Source organism: Streptococcus sp. DD13, from assembly GCF_001578875.1.
In the GTDB taxonomy this organism is placed as follows: Bacteria; Bacillota; Bacilli; order Lactobacillales; family Streptococcaceae; genus Streptococcus.
Genome location: NZ_KQ969507.1, coordinates 61,460 through 82,633, shown reverse-complemented (window position 1 = coordinate 82,633; position 21,174 = coordinate 61,460). Strand labels below are relative to the sequence as shown.

At 44.8% G+C, this 21,174-nt stretch carries 23 protein-coding genes and 2 tRNA genes; 4 read left to right on the top strand and 21 right to left on the bottom strand.

The genetic code is table 11. The annotated features are described in order from the left end of the window. Nucleotides 1–30: 30 nt before the first annotated feature. The 6 genes from purR to rsgA all read right to left on the bottom strand — a co-directional run bounded on the left by purR (nucleotide 31) and on the right by rsgA (nucleotide 5,294). Nucleotides 31–843: a pur operon repressor gene (purR, locus tag STRDD13_RS06715; protein WP_067103336.1), complete on the bottom strand. Its 813-nt coding sequence runs from the start codon at nucleotides 841–843 to the stop codon at nucleotides 31–33. 87 nt (nucleotides 844–930) lie between these two features. After that, nucleotides 931–1,872, bottom strand: coding sequence for a 3'-5' exoribonuclease YhaM family protein (locus STRDD13_RS06710; protein ID WP_067103334.1), 942 nt, complete (start codon nucleotides 1,870–1,872; stop codon nucleotides 931–933). Further along, on the bottom strand, nucleotides 1,844–3,115 hold the full coding sequence (locus STRDD13_RS06705) for a DNA recombination protein RmuC (protein WP_067103333.1): 1,272 nt from the start codon (nucleotides 3,113–3,115) through the stop codon (nucleotides 1,844–1,846). The genes STRDD13_RS06710 and STRDD13_RS06705 overlap by 29 nt, the downstream gene beginning before the upstream one ends. 1 nt (nucleotide 3,116) lies before the next feature. Then, nucleotides 3,117–3,752, bottom strand: coding sequence for a thiamine diphosphokinase (locus STRDD13_RS06700; protein WP_067103331.1), 636 nt, complete (start codon nucleotides 3,750–3,752; stop codon nucleotides 3,117–3,119). Beyond that, nucleotides 3,745–4,404 (bottom strand): ribulose-phosphate 3-epimerase, encoded by a 660-nt coding sequence (gene rpe, locus STRDD13_RS06695; RefSeq protein WP_067103329.1) that lies wholly within the window; start codon nucleotides 4,402–4,404, stop codon nucleotides 3,745–3,747. The genes STRDD13_RS06700 and rpe overlap by 8 nt, the downstream gene beginning before the upstream one ends. 14 nt (nucleotides 4,405–4,418) lie before the next feature. After that, nucleotides 4,419–5,294, bottom strand: a complete 876-nt coding sequence (gene rsgA, locus STRDD13_RS06690) for a ribosome small subunit-dependent GTPase A (RefSeq protein WP_067103327.1) — start codon at nucleotides 5,292–5,294, stop codon at nucleotides 4,419–4,421. A gap of 199 nt (nucleotides 5,295–5,493) precedes the next feature. Here rsgA and STRDD13_RS06685 point away from each other — a divergent pair. Continuing rightward, a tRNA-Leu gene (locus STRDD13_RS06685) sits at nucleotides 5,494–5,576 on the top strand. A 115-nt stretch (nucleotides 5,577–5,691) separates the two neighbouring features. Then, nucleotides 5,692–5,780: transfer RNA gene (locus STRDD13_RS06680), tRNA-Ser, on the top strand. Between the two features lie 292 nt (nucleotides 5,781–6,072). On the opposite strand, the gene rsmA is transcribed toward STRDD13_RS06680, so the two are convergent. The 9 genes from rsmA to rnpA form a co-directional block, all read right to left on the bottom strand. Further along, the gene (rsmA, locus tag STRDD13_RS06675; RefSeq protein WP_067103326.1) at nucleotides 6,073–6,960 is read right to left on the bottom strand and encodes a 16S rRNA (adenine(1518)-N(6)/adenine(1519)-N(6))-dimethyltransferase RsmA; all 888 of its coding nucleotides are present in this window, start codon (nucleotides 6,958–6,960) and stop codon (nucleotides 6,073–6,075) included. A 21-nt stretch (nucleotides 6,961–6,981) separates the two neighbouring features. Next, entirely contained in the window at nucleotides 6,982–7,578 is a 597-nt protein-coding gene (gene rnmV, locus STRDD13_RS06670) for a ribonuclease M5 (RefSeq protein ID WP_067103324.1), read from the bottom strand. Nucleotides 7,579–7,610: 32 nt separating this feature from the next. Continuing rightward, nucleotides 7,611–8,390 (bottom strand): TatD family hydrolase, encoded by a 780-nt coding sequence (locus STRDD13_RS06665; protein ID WP_067103525.1) that lies wholly within the window; start codon nucleotides 8,388–8,390, stop codon nucleotides 7,611–7,613. A gap of 358 nt (nucleotides 8,391–8,748) precedes the next feature. Next, entirely contained in the window at nucleotides 8,749–8,886 is a 138-nt protein-coding gene (gene rpmH / locus STRDD13_RS08300) for a 50S ribosomal protein L34 (protein ID WP_082781213.1), read from the bottom strand. Nucleotides 8,887–8,975: 89 nt separating this feature from the next. Continuing rightward, nucleotides 8,976–9,143, bottom strand: a complete 168-nt coding sequence (locus tag STRDD13_RS08510) for a hypothetical protein (RefSeq protein WP_156471284.1) — start codon at nucleotides 9,141–9,143, stop codon at nucleotides 8,976–8,978. Between the two features lie 695 nt (nucleotides 9,144–9,838). Beyond that, complete coding sequence (locus STRDD13_RS06655; RefSeq protein ID WP_067103320.1) at nucleotides 9,839–10,495, bottom strand: ribonuclease P; 657 nt, start codon at nucleotides 10,493–10,495, stop codon at nucleotides 9,839–9,841. A gap of 323 nt (nucleotides 10,496–10,818) precedes the next feature. After that, nucleotides 10,819–11,769 (bottom strand): RNA-binding cell elongation regulator Jag/EloR, encoded by a 951-nt coding sequence (gene jag / locus STRDD13_RS06650; protein ID WP_067103319.1) that lies wholly within the window; start codon nucleotides 11,767–11,769, stop codon nucleotides 10,819–10,821. A gap of 10 nt (nucleotides 11,770–11,779) precedes the next feature. Continuing rightward, the gene (locus STRDD13_RS06645) at nucleotides 11,780–12,589 is read right to left on the bottom strand and encodes a YidC/Oxa1 family membrane protein insertase (RefSeq protein ID WP_067103317.1); all 810 of its coding nucleotides are present in this window, start codon (nucleotides 12,587–12,589) and stop codon (nucleotides 11,780–11,782) included. Next, nucleotides 12,573–12,932 (bottom strand): ribonuclease P protein component, encoded by a 360-nt coding sequence (gene rnpA, locus STRDD13_RS06640; protein ID WP_067103315.1) that lies wholly within the window; start codon nucleotides 12,930–12,932, stop codon nucleotides 12,573–12,575. The genes STRDD13_RS06645 and rnpA overlap by 17 nt, the downstream gene beginning before the upstream one ends. A gap of 872 nt (nucleotides 12,933–13,804) precedes the next feature. Between rnpA and STRDD13_RS06630 the strand changes: the two genes are divergently transcribed. Together STRDD13_RS06630 and STRDD13_RS06625 are read left to right on the top strand one after the other, a co-directional pair. After that, nucleotides 13,805–14,242 carry a LytTR family DNA-binding domain-containing protein gene (locus STRDD13_RS06630; protein WP_067103311.1) on the top strand — a complete coding sequence of 146 codons (438 nt, stop codon included), beginning with the start codon at nucleotides 13,805–13,807 and terminating at the stop codon, nucleotides 14,240–14,242. After that, entirely contained in the window at nucleotides 14,239–14,697 is a 459-nt protein-coding gene (locus tag STRDD13_RS06625; protein WP_067103310.1) for a DUF3021 domain-containing protein, read from the top strand. Before STRDD13_RS06630 ends, STRDD13_RS06625 begins: the two co-directional genes overlap by 4 nt. A 110-nt stretch (nucleotides 14,698–14,807) precedes the next feature. On the opposite strand, the gene gltX is transcribed toward STRDD13_RS06625, so the two are convergent. From gltX to STRDD13_RS06595, 6 genes are all read right to left on the bottom strand, one after another. Beyond that, nucleotides 14,808–16,268, bottom strand: coding sequence for a glutamate--tRNA ligase (gltX, locus tag STRDD13_RS06620; RefSeq protein WP_067103308.1), 1,461 nt, complete (start codon nucleotides 16,266–16,268; stop codon nucleotides 14,808–14,810). Between the two features lie 130 nt (nucleotides 16,269–16,398). Then, nucleotides 16,399–16,644: a hypothetical protein gene (locus STRDD13_RS06615; RefSeq protein WP_067103306.1), complete on the bottom strand. Its 246-nt coding sequence runs from the start codon at nucleotides 16,642–16,644 to the stop codon at nucleotides 16,399–16,401. A gap of 14 nt (nucleotides 16,645–16,658) precedes the next feature. Further along, complete coding sequence (gene gtfA / locus STRDD13_RS06610; RefSeq protein WP_067103305.1) at nucleotides 16,659–18,107, bottom strand: sucrose phosphorylase; 1,449 nt, start codon at nucleotides 18,105–18,107, stop codon at nucleotides 16,659–16,661. A 20-nt stretch (nucleotides 18,108–18,127) separates the two neighbouring features. Beyond that, nucleotides 18,128–18,952, bottom strand: coding sequence for a carbohydrate ABC transporter permease (locus STRDD13_RS06605; protein ID WP_067103524.1), 825 nt, complete (start codon nucleotides 18,950–18,952; stop codon nucleotides 18,128–18,130). A 17-nt stretch (nucleotides 18,953–18,969) separates the two neighbouring features. After that, on the bottom strand, nucleotides 18,970–19,842 hold the full coding sequence (locus STRDD13_RS06600) for a carbohydrate ABC transporter permease (protein ID WP_067103303.1): 873 nt from the start codon (nucleotides 19,840–19,842) through the stop codon (nucleotides 18,970–18,972). Between the two features lie 92 nt (nucleotides 19,843–19,934). Next, the gene (locus STRDD13_RS06595; RefSeq protein WP_067103301.1) at nucleotides 19,935–21,173 is read right to left on the bottom strand and encodes an extracellular solute-binding protein; all 1,239 of its coding nucleotides are present in this window, start codon (nucleotides 21,171–21,173) and stop codon (nucleotides 19,935–19,937) included. Between the last annotated feature and the right edge of the window lies 1 nt (nucleotide 21,174).

Below are 21,174 nucleotides of genomic sequence, written 5' to 3'. Positions count from 1 at the left end.
AAAACGAGCCATCTGCACGGCTCGCTTTTTTTAGTTGAAAATATTCCCCAACTTCACATCAATCTGATTGTTCGGAATATCGATATCCGTCACAGCCAGAACCGATTTGTAATCCTTGATCGTGCTGGTCCCTTGTTGATTTTCTGCAAATACGGCAACGCCTGCCAGACTGGAATCAAACTCTGACAAGAGACTAATCATTCCATTGATCGTTCCACCATTTTTCAGGAAATCATCCACGATTAAAACGCGACTTCCTGGTTTCAAGCTCCGTTTGGACAGGAACATTTTCTCAATCCGGTCACTGGAGCCAGACACATAATTGACCGACACTGTCGATCCTTCTGTAATTTTGAGATCTCGTCGGACGATCACAAAAGGGACGTTTAAGACATTTGCTACTGCATTGGCCAAAGGTACTCCTTTGGTCGCAACAGTCATGACAGCGTCAATCTGCTGATCCTTAAAGCCTTCTGCAATGATACGACCCACGTTTTTCAAGATACGAGGGGTCGATAAAAGGTCTGAAGAGTAAATATAGCCTCCAGGCAAAATACGATCACTCTTTGCCATCTGATCCCGGATATCCTCAGCGATAGCACGTGCCTCAGCACTTGAAATCGACGGAGTAAAAATCACCCCTCCATTTGCTCCGGTGATTGTTTCGATTTGGCCGATCGAACCTTCCTCAAATGCCTTTTTAATAATCGTGATATCTTCTGAAATAGAGGATTTGGCCGATTCATATCGTTCAGCAAAAGTATTGAGATTGGTCAATTTATAAGGATGATTAATAAGGTAATTGGAAATCAATACCATACGTTCGCTTCTTCTGATTTTCATGAGTCATTCCTTCCAGTAAATTACCTCTATTATAGCATACTATCCTAAAAAACGAACCTTTTTTGTTTAAAAAGATTCGTTTTCGTTTTAGTCTAAATTTGGCTTGTAAAAACTCCGATTATCCAAGGCGAAAATCCGATTGGTCATCTCTCCTGGTCCAATCCGATCCAAAGCTGTCAACATCATCATCATTTCTGCATCAATATTGTCAATCATATGGATGATTTCAGCTTCCATCACCTGAGGACGAACCGGGCTACCATATTCTAAGAGTCCATGGTGACTGAGGATGCAATGCCGCAAGACAACCACTTCTTCACTTGCGTCATCAATCCCTAACTCCATAACGACCTTGGTAATTTCTTCATCAATCAAGGAGATATGGCCAATTAAATTTCCTCGAACCGTATAGTTGGTATTGTCTGGTCCTGTCAACTCGATGACCTTCGCTAGGTCATGCAACATAATCCCTGCAAAGAGTAAGCTTTTGTTGAGTTGTGGATAGATATCGCCAATCTTATCCGCTAGCCGAACCATAGTCGCGGTATGAAAAGACAGACCTGAGTAAAAAGCATGATGATTGGTCTTGGCCGCTGGGTAAGAATAAAACTCTTTGTCATAACGGTTATAGAGAGCCCGAACGATCCGTTGCCAAGTGGCATTTTCAATCTCAAAAATCTTGTGACTGAGATACTCTTTTGTATCTTCCACATCCACAGGTGGTTTCTCCTGAAAGTCTGAAGGATTATTGGGCTCTCCTGCTTGTGGTAAGCGAAGCGTAATTTGGTTGACCTGGGGAGTATTATTGTAAACCTCTCTCCGACCTTCCATATGGACTACCGTGCCTGCTGTAAAATCCTTAATCTTTCCAGCTTGTGCGTCCCAAATTTTCCCTTCAATCTCCCCAGTATCGTCTTGAAAGACAAGGGCAAGATAATCTTTGCCAGCTCTTGTCTTTCGTACTTCAGCTGACTTAATGAGGTAGAATCCTTCAAAATACTCATCCTTCTTCATCTGGTTGATTTTCATCTCTTATTCCGTCCTTTATTTCTTTTGGCATTTCTAAAAAACTACGGGTGGCATCGTCCTCGTAGAGTTCGATGCTCCGCAAGGCCCGTTCGATCGCATTGGTTCGTGTATGAAGCAATTTATCGAGGGTCGAGCTCGCTTGCTGCAATTGTTTCTGAGTCTTCGTTAATAGACCCCCAAACTTTCCAAATTCTAACTTGACCGTCCCCAACACCTTACTGATATCATCGGCTGATTTCTGAATGTTGAGGGTCTTAAAACCGACCGACAGGGAATTCAATAAAGCCGAAAGGGTGCTGGGTCCCGCTACAAGGATTTGTTCTGATCGACGTAACTCATCAAAAAAGGAAGCATTTCGTACAACCTCCGAATAAAGACCTTCTGTCGGTAAAAACAGGATAGCAAAATTTGTAGTATCAGGCGGGGAGAGGTACTTGTTTCGGATATCCTTGGCAAAGCGCTTGACACTGGCCAATAATGATTTTCGATGGACTTCCACTTGCTCCTTATCCCCAAGCTCGTAGGCATCCTCCAGCCGGTAGTAATCTTCCAATGGAAACTTAGAGTCAATCGGAAGGTAGACATAACTCCCTTCAGAGTGTCCCGGCATCTTAACAGCATATTCCACGCGTTCAGTAGAACCTGGAACCGTTGAAAATTCTCGTTCATATTGGCTCGGAGTCAAGATATCTTCGATGATTTGTCCTAGTAAAATCTCTCCCATAATCCCGCGTGTTTTGGTGTTGGATAGGACTTTATTCAGACTTCCAACATCACGCGCGACTTGTTGCATCTCGCCCAGTCCGCGATTGACGGACTCTAGCTGTTTCGAAACCGTTTCAAATGACACTTGCAGGCGGGTTTGAAGAGTCTGTTCTAACTTTTCATCAACGATTTGCCGCATGTCATCCAGTTTTCGCTCATTCGACTCCTGCATCCTCCGCAGGCCCAGCTCCGTAGCTTCTCGATTTTGGGAAAGATTTTGATATAGGCTCTCTCGCATATCTGTTAATTGATGATAGAGATCCCTCCTAAGCTCAGTCACTTGTTTGATCAACTCTTGTTGTTGTAACAATTGACGTTGGGTTTGTTGGTCCAATTGGTAGGTCATCTGATCAGACAAATGGTCTGCAATCTCTTCCAACTCTTCTCGAACTTGACGCGCTCTTACCTGTTGATGCCCGTAGAGACCAATCCCTACTAACATCACTGCTAGAAAGAGCAACAGCAGCAGTGCTTCCAAATTAACTCCTATCCTTACTATAAATTACAACCACATACCCTTGATCCACACGGATTGTGATCTCTTCACCTATAAATTCGTTACTGCTATAGCATTTTTTAGAAAAATAATTGTCCTGATTCAAGGGATACTTAGCCCCTATAATCTCTACTCGTGTCTGGTCAGCAGGCATAAAGGAAACGTAGGTCATCCCTTCTTTCCGTAAGATTTGATGCGTTCCCTTAGGCCGAAATTGAACACGATTGTCCAGACTAACCAGCTCAATCTGTCCCATAAAGGGCGCTAAATCTGGCTCACTTGCAAGAAAAACAGCCGCCAGGGTGTGATCAAGTCTTCCCCCCAAGCACCCATATACCGACACCTGAGCGGTCGGAAAACGATGAAATACAAGCTTGAGAGCATACTCCAAATCGGTATCGTTTTTTTCACTCGGCAACTGAACAAGTTCTTGTGCTTCTTGACGGATCCAGTCCAAACCCAACTCCGTCACAGAGTCGAAATCTCCAACAGCCAAGTCTAGAGGAAGCCGATGATCTAAGAGATACAAGGAGCCGGCATCCACGCCTAGATAGACATCTGCATCACTTGGAACCTCTCCTGTAACCTCCCCACCGGCCACTAGTACGATCCTACTCATAAAGAGCGTCCCGCAAGGTTTGAACTCTCTCTTCCAAATCCTCTTTAAAAAGATAGGATCCAGCTACAAACACGTTGGCTCCTGCCTCTTTGGCATGGCGAATCGTAGTCGCATCAATCCCACCATCTACCTCAATATCAAACTCAAGCCCACGCGCCTCACGGAGAGACACAAGCTCTGCTACCTTTCGACCCATCTCAGGGATATAAACCTGCCCACCAAAGCCAGGGTTGACTGTCATAATCAGGACTTGGTCCACCATATCGAGCACATAGTCAATAGCCGAAAGAGGGGTCGCTGGATTTACTACAACAGATGCTCTCATCCCAGCTGCTTTAATCTTTTGCAAGGCTCCGTGCAGATGATTCGTTGCTTCTGCGTGAATCGTCAAGATATCTGCTCCTGCCCGGGCCATGGTTTCAATGTGTTGTTCTGGGTTGGAAACCATCATGTGGCAATCAAATACCAGCTTGCTATGCTTTCGCATCGCCCCAACTACATCTGCCCCGAACGAGATATTTGGAACAAAGTGTCCGTCCATGATATCGATATGGACATACTCTACACCGGTCTTCTCGATGCGTTTCAGCTCTTTTTCAAAATTTGCATAATCTGCCGCCAAGATAGATGGCGCAATTTTGTATGAACTCATGGTCTACCAACTTCCTATTTCATTTTTTTGCTGACCTTTTTATAGGTCTCCCGCTGTTGCAGGATTTCACTTAAAAACTGTAGATAATTGTCATAACGACTGCGTGAGATGAGGCCTTCTTCTACCTCCGTCTTGACCTGACAACCCGGCTCGTGGGTATGCGTGCAAGTTCGGAACTTGCAGGATTGACTGGCTTTTGCGATTTCAGGGAAGCAATCACTCAGCAAGTCTGTCTCCGTCACTTCGTAATCAATCGAGGAAAAACCAGGAGTGTCTGCGATTTTACCTCCATAAACATCGTAAAAACTGACAGCTCGAGTCGTATGTCGACCCCGTCCCAAACTATTGGAAATCTCCCCTGTTTCTAGCGCCAACTCCGGCGCCAAGCGATTTAACAAAGTGGACTTCCCGACACCCGTTTGACCCATAAACACTGTTATTTTCCCTGTTAACAACGGGATCAACTCCTCCAGACTTTGAACAAAATCATAGCCAATCTCCTGATAGATCTGACGATAAGGGGCAAAATCATCCGCTTCTGTCAGCAAGTCTGTCTTAGAGAGATAAATAATCGGATGGATCTCTTTTTGCTCCAAGAGAACCAAGTAGCGGTCTAACAAGTTGGCATTGAAATCAGGTTCCTTGGCCGACATGATGACAACGGCTTGGTCAATATTGACAATAGGAGGACGAACAAGGCTATTTTTCCGATCGTGAATGACCAAGATGTAGCCTTCAGATTGTTCTTCGGCAGAAAACTCGACCCAATCTCCCACATAGGGAGTCTGGCCTTTCTTTCGAAAGTTTCCTCTAGCCCGTGTCTGATAGAGCTTTCCGTCTACCTCCACATAATAAAAGCCCGCTAGTGCTTTAACAATTCTTCCTCGCACGTAAACTCCTCATCCCCTTCTTTTCGGACCAGTCAAACCATTCTGGAGCCTGCATCCACAAAACCTAATCATCACGCTTTAGATAAACCTATTATACCAAAATTAGGCCTTCCTTGCGATGGCCTAGAGGGTTTAAAGGGAAAAATCCCTGAAAGGACTTGAAAAATTAGAAAAATATCGTATAATAGGGAATGTACTCGCGGAGGTGGTGGAACGGCAGACACGCATGCTTCAGGCGCATGTGCCCGTACGGGTGTGAGGGTTCAAATCCCTTCCTCCGCATTTTTCGATCATTTGACAGTAGCCTGTTTCCCAAGGTCTATTTGCGGGGGAAGGGTCGCAGTCAATGAACTCTTCTTTTCCTACCACTTCGGATCGTGGTGGAATTTTTCCTTTTGGAAAGGTGGCCCAGCTTGGTACGGCACCGGACTCGAAATCCGGCAAGTGGACTTTGTTCATGCGCGGGTTCAAATCCCGTCCTTTCCTTCAAGAGACCTTAGGGTCTTTTTTTGATGGCATTTTCGCCACCAACCGATCTTTCCTCTGACAAAAAAGTTGTAAAGAAGGATGACAAAAAGAGGCTGGGACAAAAGTCCTAGCCTCTCCATTGTTTTTAGATTGTCGCGCAAGACGCAGTGGTTGAGTGGGCTCTACTAGGCTGATTTCATCCGCTTTTACAGCTCGACTCAACTGTGAGGAGGTGGGACGACCAAATCGAATTCGAACGAATGACCGATTTCTGTCCCGCTCTCTTTAGTCATTCGAATGGTTCTCCTGTCTAGCTCTGGATGTCCGCTAGGCCTTCTGCTATCAGGGCATTGGACAGGCGAGCAAAGGCTTCTAAACTGAGAGCTTCACCCCGAACGCTAGGAGATAAGGCTGCTCTTTCGAGGGCTGTACTTAACTTTTCCTTGGTCGTATCTGCTTTTCCAAAGTAACCTGTCAAGTTGTTCCACAGGGTCTTACGACGGTGCGCAAAACTAGCCTTGCTAACTTTGAAGAAGAAATCCTCATCTTCTACGTGGACAGCCGGCTGAGAAAGACGAGTCATCTTCAAGATAGCCGAGTCCACATTTGGGGCAGGGACAAAAACTGTCCGCGGTACAATAAAGGCAACCTTAGCTGTCATATAATACTGAACGGCGATCGAAAGAGAGCCATAAGCCTTAGTATTTGGCTCCGCTGAGATGCGGTCGGCCACTTCCTTTTGCATCATGACTACAAACTCGGCAAAAGGAATCTTGCTCTCTATCAGGTGTATCAGAATGGGCGTGGTGATGTAGTAAGGCAGATTGGCCACCACCTTAATCGGAAGGTTTGGATTTTTAAACTTTTGAATTTCTGTCTGCAAGTCTGCCTTCAGGATATCCTGGTTCAGAACTTGGACATTGTCAAAATCTCGCAAGGTATCCGCTAAAATTGGGACCAGACGGTCGTCAATTTCAAAAGCCATGACCTCCGCGGCACTTTCTGCCAGAAATTCTGTCAAAGCCCCTATCCCTGGACCAATCTCGATCACATTGACCGACTGATCGATCTCAGCTGTTTCCACAATCTTTCTCAAAATATTGGTATCGGTCAAGAAATTCTGCCCGAAGGATTTCTTAAAGGTAAACCCATGGCGCTCTAAGATGGCGCGGGTCACTGTTTTGTCTGCGATTCTCATGTGTGCTTCTTTCTTCTTTTTTTATACACTGGCTTCAGTTCCATGTATTGTTCCCTCGTAGTCTGCCATCGCTTCTTCTACTTCTGCAAGCGTCAGGCCAAAGAGTTCTAGTCGTTTGAGGAGTTGTTTGCCGTTGGTATAGCCGATGCGAAGAGCTTCCCCCAGAAACTCCCGACGTTTCCGGCTGTCCTTTCCCATGAGAAGACCTAGCCGCATGAGATCACTACGGGTGACATCAAAAGCATTCTCATCATCATAGGTGCCGAGTAGCCCGGTCAGGGCCTTTTCTAGATCTGCTTGACTCGCATGCTCTACCCCGAGCGAACGCCCCTTGTTCTTAGACTTCGGAGCCGCTTCCCCCCGATTTAAAAAAGCATGTTTGGCAGTCGGAATCGCCTGCATAATCCGCTTGCGGATACGCTCTCCATTATAATCAGGATCCGTAAATACGATGACTCCACGGAGCTCATGCAGAGCTTGAATCCGCTCCAAATCATCTTCATTCAGGGCAGAGCCACGCGTCTCATAGGTATCCACCTCATAGTAGCGTCGGAGGTTGGCCGTGTCATCTTTTCCCTCGACGACAAGGACCTCGTGAATTTTTTGTTTGCTTGTCATATCTTCCTTTTGAACAGTGGTTTGGTCTCAGTCTACTGGCTGTCCTTCAAACCAAAGAGTTTAAGAGCATTTTCCGTAGTCGCTTGTGCCAGCTCCTCCATCTTCATCCCTCTTAACTCAGCGATTTTTTCCACCACATAGCGAGTGTAGGCTGTCTTGTTTTCCTTACCACGTTTAGGGACAGGGGCTAAGTAAGGAGCATCTGTCTCGACAAGAATCTTGTTCAGAGGCAAATGGGTCGCCGCTTCCTGGATATCCGTGGCTTTTTTGAACGTCACGACACCGGAAAAGGAGATGGTCATCCCAAGCTCGACAAAACGCTGAGCATCGTCTAAAGAACCAGAGTAAGAATGCATGATTCCACCTCGGGGACCAACTCCCTCGCTCTTAATGATCGCATAAGTGTCTTCAAGAGCATCTCGTGTATGGACGACAAAGGGCAAGTTCAGCTCCTTCGATAGCTGGATCTGACGACGGAACACCTGCTCCTGTACATCCTTAGGCGCTGTCATCCAATGGTAATCCAAACCAATCTCCCCTAGGGCAAGGACTTTAGGATGTTGGAGGCGGTCAAGAAGGAAGTTCTCCGTATCCTGGTCATAATCCCCGGCTTCTGTCGGGTGCCAGCCCAAGGTCAGGTAGACCTGCTCAAATTGGTCTGCCAATTCGATCGCCCGTTCGATGGTTGGGCGGTCAAAGCCGACGACGTTGTGCCGAGTCACCCCCAACTCCTTTGCTAACGCTAGCTCCTCTGCGACCTTATCTGCAAAATTTTCTACATTTAAATGTGTATGGGTGTCAAAAATTTCTATCGCTCCCACCAATCTTCCCTCGCTCTTTGAACTTATCCCACATATTATACCATAATTCGACTTCCTCTGATGGGTAAGGCTTGTGAAAAACAGGTCCTCGACTTCCTTTTCCAAAATCAGTCCTAAGGCCGATGTTCCAAAGGAAACTTTCTCGTATACTAATACTATCCAAACTTTCTACTTACTAGGCAACCTAGTAAGTTTCATAAATCTCCTTTGAGTCAGCCAGGGATGGCTGGCTCTTTTTGCGAGAAGTCGATCCCATTTCGCAACTATTCCGAAGGAGGCTTGTCTATCAAGTCCTCAGCTAGCATATAGAAAAACCAGCAGTCTCGAGTCTGCTGGTTTTATCTCTTTTTTACGCTGCCGTCAGCACTTTACGTCCTTTGCGGCGACGAGCTGCTAAGACGCGACGACCGTTTTTAGTTGACATACGGTTACGGAAACCGTGTTTACGTGCACGACGGATTTTACTTGGTTGAAAAGTACGTTTCACAATGAATACCTCCTCATAGATTTTCGTATTCGTTTAGCCGGCTATTTTTGATCAGTTACTAAACATACTAAGATAGTTTATCTGAAATATTATGATTTGTCAAGGACTTCTTTTGTCAATTGTTTCTGAATACCAGATGTTTCCTTAGGTAAATCCAGTTCTTTTCCTTCTTGAGCTTTAACTTGACTGATATCAAAGACCGGGACAGGTTTAAAGTAGGTGACTGTTTCAGGTTTATTTGTTTCAGAATTGATCACAAGGTTCCCATCTTTATCTTTCTTTTTGACAGTAACCGGAATTTGGATAGAACTAGCAGTAGAAAAGGGTTTTTCATCGCAGTTTTCCTTTATTTATTGTATGATTATATCAGAATATTTTTAAAAAATGAAAGGGTTTTCTATGGAGCATGATATCTTTTTTGATTATTATTTAAAATCACTTAGCTTTCATTTTCGTGATAGGTGTAAGGATATTGGATTTATAACGTTTTTCAAAGATGAAAATAATTGCTTTATTACTATAGAGGACTATGTTTTAGAAGCATTCGTCATATTGACAAATATTTTGAGTACGGATAGGATTGTGTTTTCTTGTGGATTGATTCACAGCAAGGGGGTAGTGACTGGAGTAGAAGTCTGTATGAATGTATCAGAGTTAGAAAGATTAAATAAATTGTATAAGCTATAATTTTGAAGAATAGTAAATTTTGTCGGACAATAGCCAAGTGGCCCGTCTAGTCATTTTGGAAAAATAACGTTGGGGGACTTATGGCAGTCGCCCAACTTTCAAAAAATGCCCTTGCGTCCTTAGGATTCAAGGTTTTTTGGTATGTTCTTTTCTACTCCTTCTTTGTCCGAATAAACTCTTTAGAATAACGATTTTCTAGTCTTTCTAGCAAGAAAAAGGGAGCAGCTACGAACTACTCCCTAGACAGATCTATAAGCTTTAATTCTCAGATTGCTTCCCACTTTCCTTTTCGCTCATTTCGAGTAGCTTCATAAAAAGGGAGCAAGCGCTCCTTAGCCTCCTGCAATTTTTCTAAAATCACAGATAAATCCTCCGCCTGGCTGAGATTGATATCTTCCTTCACTAGCACCTTGCGAACTGTGCCTTCCGTCACTTGCTGGATGAGTTTTTGACGGTTGACCTCCGTCCCCTCAAATCGCTGGCTAATTCCATCTATCTGTGCAAAATAATAGAGGGGAGGCTCTATCGGTACTGTCAAGACTTGATTCTGCTTGATGAGACTGTGGTCATCCTTCTTGCGCTCCATAAAGCTTACTTCCACCGAAACCCCATAATCAGAAGAATCTCCATAGAGTCTCAGAGCAAATGTAGGATCAGACACTGCTGTGCCTGCTCTCAGGTACGCCCAAAAATGAGGTCGTAGAATCTGTCCTTGATTCATCCATTGGCTCGTTCGATCCGCCTCTACCCCGGGATTTAAGCGCAGAAAATCCGCAACCAACCCAGTGAAACTCGCTCTAGCGGCCTGTCCTTGTTGCTTGTAAGATTCCATTAGGCCCTCTAAGGGACCAGCTTTCAATGGAGTCTTATAGTGTTCGCCTCTTACAGAGAGAAACTCCTGAATAGCTGGAAATAATGTCATTTTTTCTCCTTTACGTTCGCATCCTTATCCGTTTCTTCCAAATACGGAGTCTAATTTGGAAGAAACCAGTAAAAACAGGTCTTCTAATTCCCTTTTAGATTGACCTCTCATACAGCACTAGCAGGACCTGGTCCTAACAAAGAGAGTGGGACAGAAATCGGTCATTCCTTAGAAGTCGATTTCGTCGTCCCACCTCCGCAGAGTTGAGTCGGGCTGTAAAAGCTGATGAAATCAGCCTAGTAGAGCTCAGTCAACCACTGCGTCTTGCTCGACAATCCAAAAACAATTGAGAGGCTAGGACTTTTGTCCTAGCCTCTTGCTGATTAGTCTCGAGTCCCCTCGATATCTACCACCACATAGCGGTTTGGCTCGCTTCCTTCTGAATAGCTCGTCAGGCCTTCCATTTTGGAAATAATCCGATGGATAATCTTACGTTCATTGGACGTCATTGGATCCGTGTGGTAAGCTTCTTGATCCGCGAGGACACGATCTGCTAGTTTTTGAGCGTAGCCTTGTAGGACTTCTGCGCGGTGTTCGACGTAGTCGTTTACATTGATCGTGATATAGAAGTTCCGCTCATAGCGATTATATAGATAGTTCTGAGCTAACAACTGCAAGGCCTTCAATACTTTTCCGTGGTAGCCAATCACCCGTCCAGGCTCATTGGTATCCACTTGAATATTGATGGAACGACGGTTATGGGTTACTTCCAGCGAGGCCTCCACATCCATGTCATTCAAAATGTTTTGGACATAGTCTGTAATATCTGTCACGACTTCTTTCACATCAAATGAACGTTCGATTTTGATATCGATCTCTTCAAAATCTGTCGTCTTAGAAGTACTTTCTTGTGCCAGCGTCTCATCTTTTAAGATTTCGATACGACCCGTTTCTTCAAGAATGGTGGTCGCTTCCTTTTCATTTTTTAAAATTTGGGCCTTGATTTCATCGTCGAGTACTTGACCGGACTTTTCAAACTCTTTCACCGCAGCGACCACACGACCCAAGTCGATCGTCGCTTCCGATACACTTTTTACCGGCTCATTTAACTCATTGATCGCTTCCGGAACTCCACGGACAGCCTTTTGATTGGCTTTCACAACGGTCGTTTCATTAATGGCTTCTACTTCTACAATGGCTGGTTTTTTCCCAAAACCTAGAAAACCACGCTTCTCACGAGCCACTACGACAATATGGGCTTTTTTTCGAGGAATTCCTAAACTTGATAGACCTGTTTGAATGGCATCTTCAACTGTTTTTCCAGTAAATTTCATCGTCAATCTCCTATTTTCGTTTTTGAGCTTTTAACTTTGCCTTCCTTTGTTTGGAAACACGCTCTTTTTCTGCCCGTTTAACCGCTTCACGCTCCGCGACAATCTTATAAGGATTATTAAACAGCAGGGTTTGGACTACTTGATAAGCATAAGATACCGCCCAGTAAAGGGAGACCCCACTTGCAAAAGATCGGGCTGAGAAAAAGATAATAACGGGGAGCACGAGGGCCATCACAGTCATAGCTGTGCTCCGTTCGGGTGCTGCCTTATTGGTCAGGTAGGTACTATAGAAAGTGAAGAAAGCTGCTAAGAACGGCAAAATCAGATACGGATCCGGCTCCGCGATATTCAACCAGAGGAAATGCCCGACCTTTAGAGCTTCAATTCGCGTTAAGGCTTGGAAGAGAGCAATCAAGATAGGCATTTGCACCGCCAGAGGAATGAGGGTCGCATACATGTTGACCCCATTTTCCTTTTGGAGACGCTGGGTCTCTTCGGTTAACTTCGCTCGAGTCTCCCAATCTCGACCGGAATAGCGTTGTTGTAATTCCTTGATCTGAGGCTGAATCTCTTGCATCTTCCGAGAAGAGTTCATCTGCATTTGGTAAATCGGAAGAAGAACTGTCCGTAAAATCACGGTAAACAGGATAATCCCAATTCCAATATTTCCAAAGGATAAGGCCTCAATACTTTGTCCAATCCAATAAATCAACTGATCCCACCAGCCTGTCGACTGGCTGGTAACCTCCGACGTCCCACAGGCTGTGAGCAACAGGAGAGATAAGGAAAGAATCCCTATCCATTTAACGTTCTTTTTCAAGTGGTTCACCTTCCTGGTAGAGTTTTGCTAGCTTTAAAACATGGAGTAAGTTTTTCTTGATCTCTTGATAGTCCAGCTCTTCTACTCCCTTACGTGCAATGACAACAAAATCCATGGCACTTAGGCTTGGACCTAGTTCCATCAAGGCATGGCGGAGTTTTCGCTTGATGGCATTTCGCGTAACGGCGTTTCCTAATCGTTTACTGACCGATAGGCCGACGCGGTAATGCTTTTGATTGGTCTCAAGCTGATAGACGACAAATTTCCGATTGGCAACGCTGTCCCCTTTGGTAAATATGTCATTGAAATCACGCTCTCGCTTGACACGATAGGTCTTCTTCAAAACACTTCTCCATCTTTCAAAATTACATCTATTATACCATAAATTCCCAAAAAGCCAATAACCACGCCAATCTATCGGGATACAGAAGCTTTCTGTTTTCCATTTGCTGGGTGTCAAAGAGCGGATAGGCTTTCAAAAAGCGAAAAAAGGGGGCAAGTAGGCCTAGCCACATGGCGTAGAATCCTACACTGCCCCATATTAAAGTGAAGAAGGTGACAAGGAATACTATCGGATGATCAAGCATTGATCCCCTTGTTTGTGTGTTGTGTGTTGAGACTACAGGAGTCAAAGTATCCTGGTGCACTATCCTTCACCTATGGACAAATGAATGTATGAAATGGAGAAAATAAGTGAAACCCTACTTCCTGGATACCGGATAAAAATGGTCTTTCCTCTCCAAACAAATCCTTAAATAATCATTGTTGGAGCGCTTTTCGTTTCTATCCATATTATAGAACCACTCTGGTGAAAAATCAATCATTTCAAACACTTTTTGTTTAAGAAAATGTTTTTAGAAAAACTTTCAATAACATCTGAAAACATTCTGACCTTGCCTTGTTTTTCAATAAATTTTTCCTGTTTTTTTCCAAAGGAGGGGAGCGGTATCTTCCGAGCAAGAGTAGCTAATGGGTGCTAACCCTTGCTAAATCCACGCTAAGCCAACCACCCGGACGAGCATTGCAAAGAGCTTCTTCATTCAATTCTAGAGCCGGGATTTTTCTTATTTCCCATTCTTGTTCGTGATTTTCCCCACCTCAACCACTTAACCAAGTAAACTGACCACATAGACAAAAGGCCTTGTTTTACGGAGCCTTTTGAGGTTTAATAAGGATGAAGCGAGAGCCACCTCGCGAAAAAGAAAGGTTAGCATCATGAAAGTTGAATTACACATCGACCCACATTTGGGCGAGGAGACAGCCATCCTCCAAGGGCCTGAACGCTCGACAAATCTCCAACAGGTTGCGGAGTTTATCCAACAGCTCGAGCAAGAATCTCGGCTAAAAGCCCGTCAGGGGGAAGAACGCTACCTGATAGAAGCCCAGCATTTCTACCGTATCTATGTGGAAAATCGTCAGGTCATCGGCCAGACCGCCACAGAGACCTATATCCTGACAGGCCCCCTCTACAAGGTCAGCCAAGACCTCCCGCATTATTTCCTCAAAATTTCGCAGTCAGAGCTTATCAATACCAAACAGATTGACCACCTGCGTTTTACCCCGAGCGGATCTGTCGCAATCCACTTAAGCAATGACGCCATCAGCTACTCATCTCGGCGTTACCTCAAAAGCATCAAGGAGGCTTTATCATGAAAAAACATCTCACTAACGGACTTATTGGTATTTTCATTGGCATCATCGTCTCTAGCATCTTCTCACTAGTTTATGCCTCTAAGAGCTACTACCCTCTCAATCCTTTCTCAGGTATCGGCCAATGGTTTGAGCAACTCCAGATTCATGGCAGCCTCGTCATGCTCTACTGCACCGTCATCTGGGCCGCCATCGGTCTCCTCTTTAGCTATGCCGATACGCTCTTTCATAAGGAATGGAGCCTCCTTCGGGCCACCCTCACCCATTATGCCCTGACCCTACTCGGCTTCGTTCCCTTAGCCACACTAGCAGGATGGTTCCCAGCACACTTCTTCTTCTACCTGAGTCTGATCTTAGAATTTAGCCTTATTTACCTAGTGGTTTGGGGAATCTCCTACCGCAAAAATGCCAAAAAAGTTTCTGACATCAACCAGCTTCTCGCTAAAGACAAGCACTAATCGACTAAAAAAGTCCATGGCTCCAATCGGAGTCATGGACTTTTTTGTCTAGCTCTATAATTTCTGTAGTGGGTAAATCCCCTATGGATCTTATGGAGCCTATTTTGTTTTTATTGTGCAATTTCTTTCAACATATGGTCGATATGCTGGATGGATTTTTCCCGGCCAAGCAAGAAAATGGTGTCTGGCAACTCAGGCCCATGCATTTCTCCAGAAACCGCAATCCGGATTGGCATAAAGAGGTTTTTTCCTTTAATACCCGTTTCTTTTTGAACAGCCTTGATTTGTGGGAAGATATTTTCTGTCACAAAGTCCTTATCCGTCATGGCTTCAAGTTTGGCTTTGAAGGCTTCCAGCACAGTTGGCACGGTTTCGCCTGCCATGACTTCTTTCTCAGCTTCGGTCAATTCTGGGAAGTCAGCAAAGAAAAGGTCTGTCAACGGCACAATTTCATCGGCTGATTTGAGCTGTGGTTTGTAGAGTTCGACCAACTTTTCTGCCTTATCTGTCAGACGTCCTGCTGCTTCCAAGTAAGGCTTGCAGAGAGCAAAGACGGTGTCAAAGTCCGCATGTTTCAGGTACTCATTGCTCATCCAGTCCAGTTTCTTTTGGTCAAAGGCTGCTGGAGACTTGCTGAGGCGGTTTTCATCAAAGAGTTGGATCAGCTCCTCACGAGAGAAAATTTCTTCTTCGCCACCAGGGTTCCAGCCCAAAAGGGCGATGAAGTTAAAGACCGCTTCTGGTAAATACCCTTTTTTACGGTAGTCTTCGATAAATTGCAGGGTGTTGGTATCGCGTTTAGACAATTTCTTCCCTGTCTCAGAGTTGATGATGAGGGTCATGTGGCCAAACTGAGGGGCTTCCCAGCCAAGCGCTTCATAGACCATGAGCTGTTTCGGCGTGTTGGCAATGTGGTCATCCCCACGGATAACATGGCTGATTTGCATGTCATGGTCATCAATGACCACGGCGAAGTTGTAGGTTGGGTAACCATCTTTCTTTTGAATCACCCAGTCACCGCCGATGTTGCCACCTTCAAACTCAATGTCGCCTTTAACAATATCCTGCCATTTATAGATACCTGATTCATTGACAGCCAGACGAACAGTTGGAACAATGCCTGCTGCTTCACGCTCAGCGATATAGGCTGCTTTTTCAGCTTCGGTCATGCCCAAGAATTCGTTGATATAGCGCGGTGTTTCACCAGCGGCTTCTTGACGTTCCCGCTCAGCTGCCAACTCTTCTTCGGTGACGTAGGATTTGTAGGCTTTTCCTTCCGCTAGCAATTGGTCGATATATTTTTGGTAAAGTTCCAATCGTTCGGATTGACGGTAGTTTTCATGCGTTTCAGGACTTTCATCCCAGTCCATCCCTAACCAGCGCAGGTTTTCAAGTTGTGAACGCTCTCCATCTTCGACATGGCGTTTGCGGTCGGTATCCTCGATCCGGATAATGAAGGTGCCACCGTGGTGACGTGCGTAAAGATAGTTGAATAAGGCGGTACGGGCATTCCCGATGTGTAGTAGTCCTGTTGGACTTGGTGCGTAACGGACGCGAATCTTATCTGACATGTGATACTCCTAAAGAAATGTTTTAGTAACAGGATTGCAGGGCTCAGGCCCATCTTTCTTATTATACCAAAAAAGCCGCAAGGGACAAAGTCCCCTGCCGACTTTTCGTATGACGATAGCTTTTTCTCGCTTAGATATAATGAATTTCCATGCTACTAAAGACAAGATCCCCTGTCACCAGCAGTTGTTTCTCCGAAGTCGTAGGAGCTCCAACAATCTTGATACTACTCAAAATCTTATCTCCTACGTAGTCCACCGCCCACTGGCGAGGCACATAGAGCTTGACTGTAGAAAAGACAGCATCTCCAGAATAGGTAGCTTGGTCTCCTAACATCACCGCTTGATCAAAATAAAGACACTTACTACCGAAGACCACAACAGGCCTTCTTTTTAGAGTCGAATCTCACGTTGAGACGCTTCGTCTCGTTCTGTGATGACAAATGTCTGATCTTGGAGGTTTGCAAGAAGCTCAGCCACTACTCCTGCATCTTCATTGTCCCAGATGATGCGTAGGGTGTGTTCATCAACTGCCTCAACGGCAAACTCTCCGTCAAAGGCAGGACTTGTATTACGGAATGTCAACAAGTTAAAGAGAGACTTGACCACTGGGCGCTCCACTTCCCGATTAATCTCATCCAAATCATAGTAATGGCGGTTGATATTGCGACCTTCCTTTGTAGACTCAAGGAGCTCGATGTCATTTTCTCCTGCTAGAAGACCTACATAGTAAATCTGCGGAATCCCTGGTGCAAAGCACTGAAGGACACGGGCCAAGAGGTAGGCTTGGTCATTATTTCCAAGAGCAGAGTAATAGGTGCAGTTGATTTGGTAGATATCCAAGTTGTTGTAGGCCTCTGTACTGTAGATTTTTTTGACATTTGCTCCTTGAGCATAGAGTTGCTCACGGGTAAATTCGGTCTCTTCATCTGTCAATAAGTCCTTCACATCCACAACACCGATGCCATCGTGAGTGTCTAATGTCGTAAATTGCTTCCGAGGGCAGATTTCCATCCAGTGTACCAGGCGGTTCACCTGACCGCTATAGAGGCCATGGAGCACCAGCATGGGGAGGGCAAAGTCATACACATAGTAGTCTTGCTCCGCAATTTTCTGCTGAATGGTGTAATGCTCGTGAATTTCTGGCAATATCTCTATCCCCTGAGGTGCCAAGAGACGACGTGGAAAATACAGCATGTCCCAGATATCAGGTTCCACAAAGAAACAGTTGGTCCCAATTTTTTTGTTGGCATAGGCAAAAGCATCCAAACGGATGATAGAGGCACCGTGTTTTGCCAATCCTTCCAGATTGTCCTTGATGAATTTCCGAGTGGTCTCAGTCGTGACATCTAGGTCGATCTGCTGCTCGTCAAAGGTACACCAGACTTTTTCTTCTGTCCCATCCGCAAATCGTGCCATCCGGTATGGAGCACGAGGTTTGCGCTTGTAGATCAAGTCCACGTCTTCTTGCGTCGGCTCCCCATTTGGCCAAAAATGCTTGTAACGAATAAAGAGATCGGCGTATGCTGACGCATCTTTTTTCTCCAAGAAATCCAGGAAATAAGGCGACTGGGCAGAGATATGGTTGATCATAAAGTCAAACATGAGATAGTAGTCTTTGCTGAGGGCCTCTACATCCTCCCAGTCCCCAAATGAAGGATCCACCTTGGTGTAGTCCATTGGAGCAAAACCACGGTCCCCCGACGATGGGAAGAAAGGCAAGATATGGACTCCCCCCACAGTATCCTTGAGCGGGCCTTCTAGTACTTGTTTCAAATCTTTGAGGTTCTTACCTAAACTGTCCGCATAGGTAATCAACATGGCTTGGTTTTTAATTTTCATAAACTCCTCTTCCTTTGCGATTATTTGACAGAGCCACTGGTCATGCCGGAGATGATATTCTTTTGGAAAACAAGGTAAACAATCAAAATCGGGATAATTCCAACGACATAGGACGCAAAACTTGGACCATAGTCACTGAAATATTGACCTTGGTAGTTGTATTGGAAAAGAGGCAGGGTCCAGGTGCTGTTATCACGGTTGAGCACAAGGAGAGGCAAGAGGAAGTCATTCCAAATCCACAGAGCATTGATGATAAGCACTGTTGCATGCATCGGCTTCATCAAGGGGAAGATAATCTTGCGATACATAGTAAACTTGCTCGCCCCATCGATAGAAGCAGCTTCATCCATCTCTTCAGGTACGATCGTTTTGATATACCCCACATACAAGAAGAGGGTCTGCGGAATCGCATAGGTTAAGTAAAGAATGGTCAAGCCAACTAAGTTGGTCATGCCTAGTTTACTCATCAATTTGGCCATTGGTAGCATAATGACTTGAAACGGAACAAACATGCCCAAAATCAAGAGGGTATACATGATGACAAAAATCTTACGACGACCCATATGACGCGCAATGGCAAAGGCAGCCATCGGAATCACCAAGATAATCAAGGCAACACTTCCAATCGTTAGAAAAGCGGAATTTCCAAAATACTGGATGATCCCATCACGAAAGAGACGTTCGTAGTTAGACAGCGTCCACGTTTCAGGCAATCCAAAGAAGTTCCCCGTGATCTCCCGGGTCGTCTTGAAAGAACTAATAATCGTCACTGCAAGCGGAATCAACATGAGGAGGATTCCAGCAATCAATACTGTATAGGCATGGATATTCCTTTGTTTTTTCAATTTCATCTTGAGACACCTCACACTTCATACCGTCTAGACAGGCTAATTTGTACAATAGAAATCACAGCGATAATCACAAAAAGGACGACAGCTAAGGCATTGGCATAGCCAAATTGGTTGTTGGTAAAGGCATTGTCGTAAACCAAAAGTCCCAGTGATTTGGTCGCCCCATCAGGGCCACCGCTAGTCAAGGCATAAATCAAATCAAAGGCCGTCAAACCAGATTTCATCGCTAGAATAAAGACCATAGAAATCGATGGCAAGAGGAAAGGCAATTCAATTTGGAAAAATTGTTGGGATTTACTCGCTCCATCAATTGCAGCTGCCTCTTTGACTTCTTCTGGGATTGATTGCAAGCCAGCTAAAAGGATCACGACCGGCATGGCAAGACCCTGCCAGAGAGCCACAAAGAGTACAGAAAGAAAAACAGTTCCCTTTTGAAAGAGCAGGTTAGAACTCAACCAATCAATTTTCAGCAACTCCCCGATTTGGGGTAAGCCGTAGTTAAATAGCTGACTAAAAATCAAGCCAATCGTCACAGTAGAGAGTACGGCTGGAAAGAAATACCAGGTCCGAAAGAAACCAACTGCCCGAATTTTACGGTTCAAAAGGGTCGCAATCCAAACTCCAATCACAATCTCTCCCACCACAAGACCTATTGTAAATAGGATGGTAAAGCCTAAGCTTTGGTAGAAAGCCCCATCTTGAAAAATCTTTAGATAGTTGTCCAATCCAATAAAGTTGTAGTTCCGTGTGAGTCCTGTCCAGTCTGTCAAGGAGTAGATAATCCCATTTACCAAAGGATAAAAGAAGAATACCAACTGTAAAATAATTGGAATAGCTACAAATATAAAGGGCCAATAGGTATTGACAAAACCACGTTTGTTCATTTGTGTCCTCCTATAGTAAGGCAAAGAGTCCGGAGGGTATGCCAGACTCTTGCCATTCAAATATTTAGTTCAAGAGATAGGACGTCATCTGCCTATTTCATAGTGTCAAAGAAAGTGTTTAGTGCTTCCGTATAAGCGGTCAAATCTTTGCTCTTGATATAAGAAACATTCGCATTCCAGAAGGTTTCTTCTGAAGTCCATTCGGATTGCAACCATACGGCTTGTTGGTCGGTAAAGGCTAGGGCAGCAACATCTGCAATTTCCTTGAATTTACCTTCTGTTTCAACCCCTTTTACAGCAGTTGGAGAGCCATCTACGTCATAGTATTTTTGCATAGCCTTTGCGGAGCTAAGGTATTTGACAAAATCTTTCGCTGCATTTACGTTCTTGGATTCTGCTGAGATGGAAACTGCCATATCTGCTGCACCCACTGTCATAGCAGGAGCATCTGAGGTCAAACCAGGCATTGCAAAGAATCCAACTTCAAAGTTCGGATTTTGTTGCTTGATCACAGGCAAGGCCCATGACCCGTTTGCCATCATTAGGGCATCTCCTGATGCAAAGGCTGCGACGGTGTCTGCATAAAGTGCTCCGTCAGAGTTCTTTTGACCATTGCCAGCTAGAAGATCCAAGTAAGCTCCTACATTTTTGGTCACTTTGTCGCTTGCGGAGATAGCTCCCTTACTGCTAAACCGTAGGTAGTCGTTGGCTGCTTTTGCACTGCCAGCAGATTGGATCCAGGCTAATTGAGCATAACCATTGAAGGTCCATGCATCTCCTAGCGCTTCGGCAAATGGTGTTTGCCCATCCGCTTTAATTTTTGCAACAATTTCTTGGAATTCCGCTAAGGTTTTCGGAACCTCGATTCCCAATTTTTTGAACGCATCCTTGTTGTAGTAGATACCAGACACATTGGTTGTCAACGGGATGTTGTAAATCTTATCATTGACTGCATAGGTTTGAGCTGCACCGTCATTCAATTGATTCAAAATCTCCTTTTCAGAGGTCAGATCGACAAATTGGCCATCCGCTGCCCAGCCTTTGAAGTCTGCATTTTGTGGGTAGATGTTGATGACATCTGGTGCCTCACCATTTGAAATACGGGTTTTAAGTACTTTTCCAGCATCTGGAACGCTCGTCAATTTTACGGTGACATCGTCCTGTGATTTGTTGTAATCATCCACAATTTCTTGCAAGGTAGCTTGCATTTCTGGCTTTTGCGAGAAAAACTCAATCTCTGTTTTACCACCGCTTGCAGTATTTCCACATGCTGCAAGGAAAGTGGCCATCGCAACAAGCGCTGCACCTTTTAGATACGTTTTGAGTTTCATA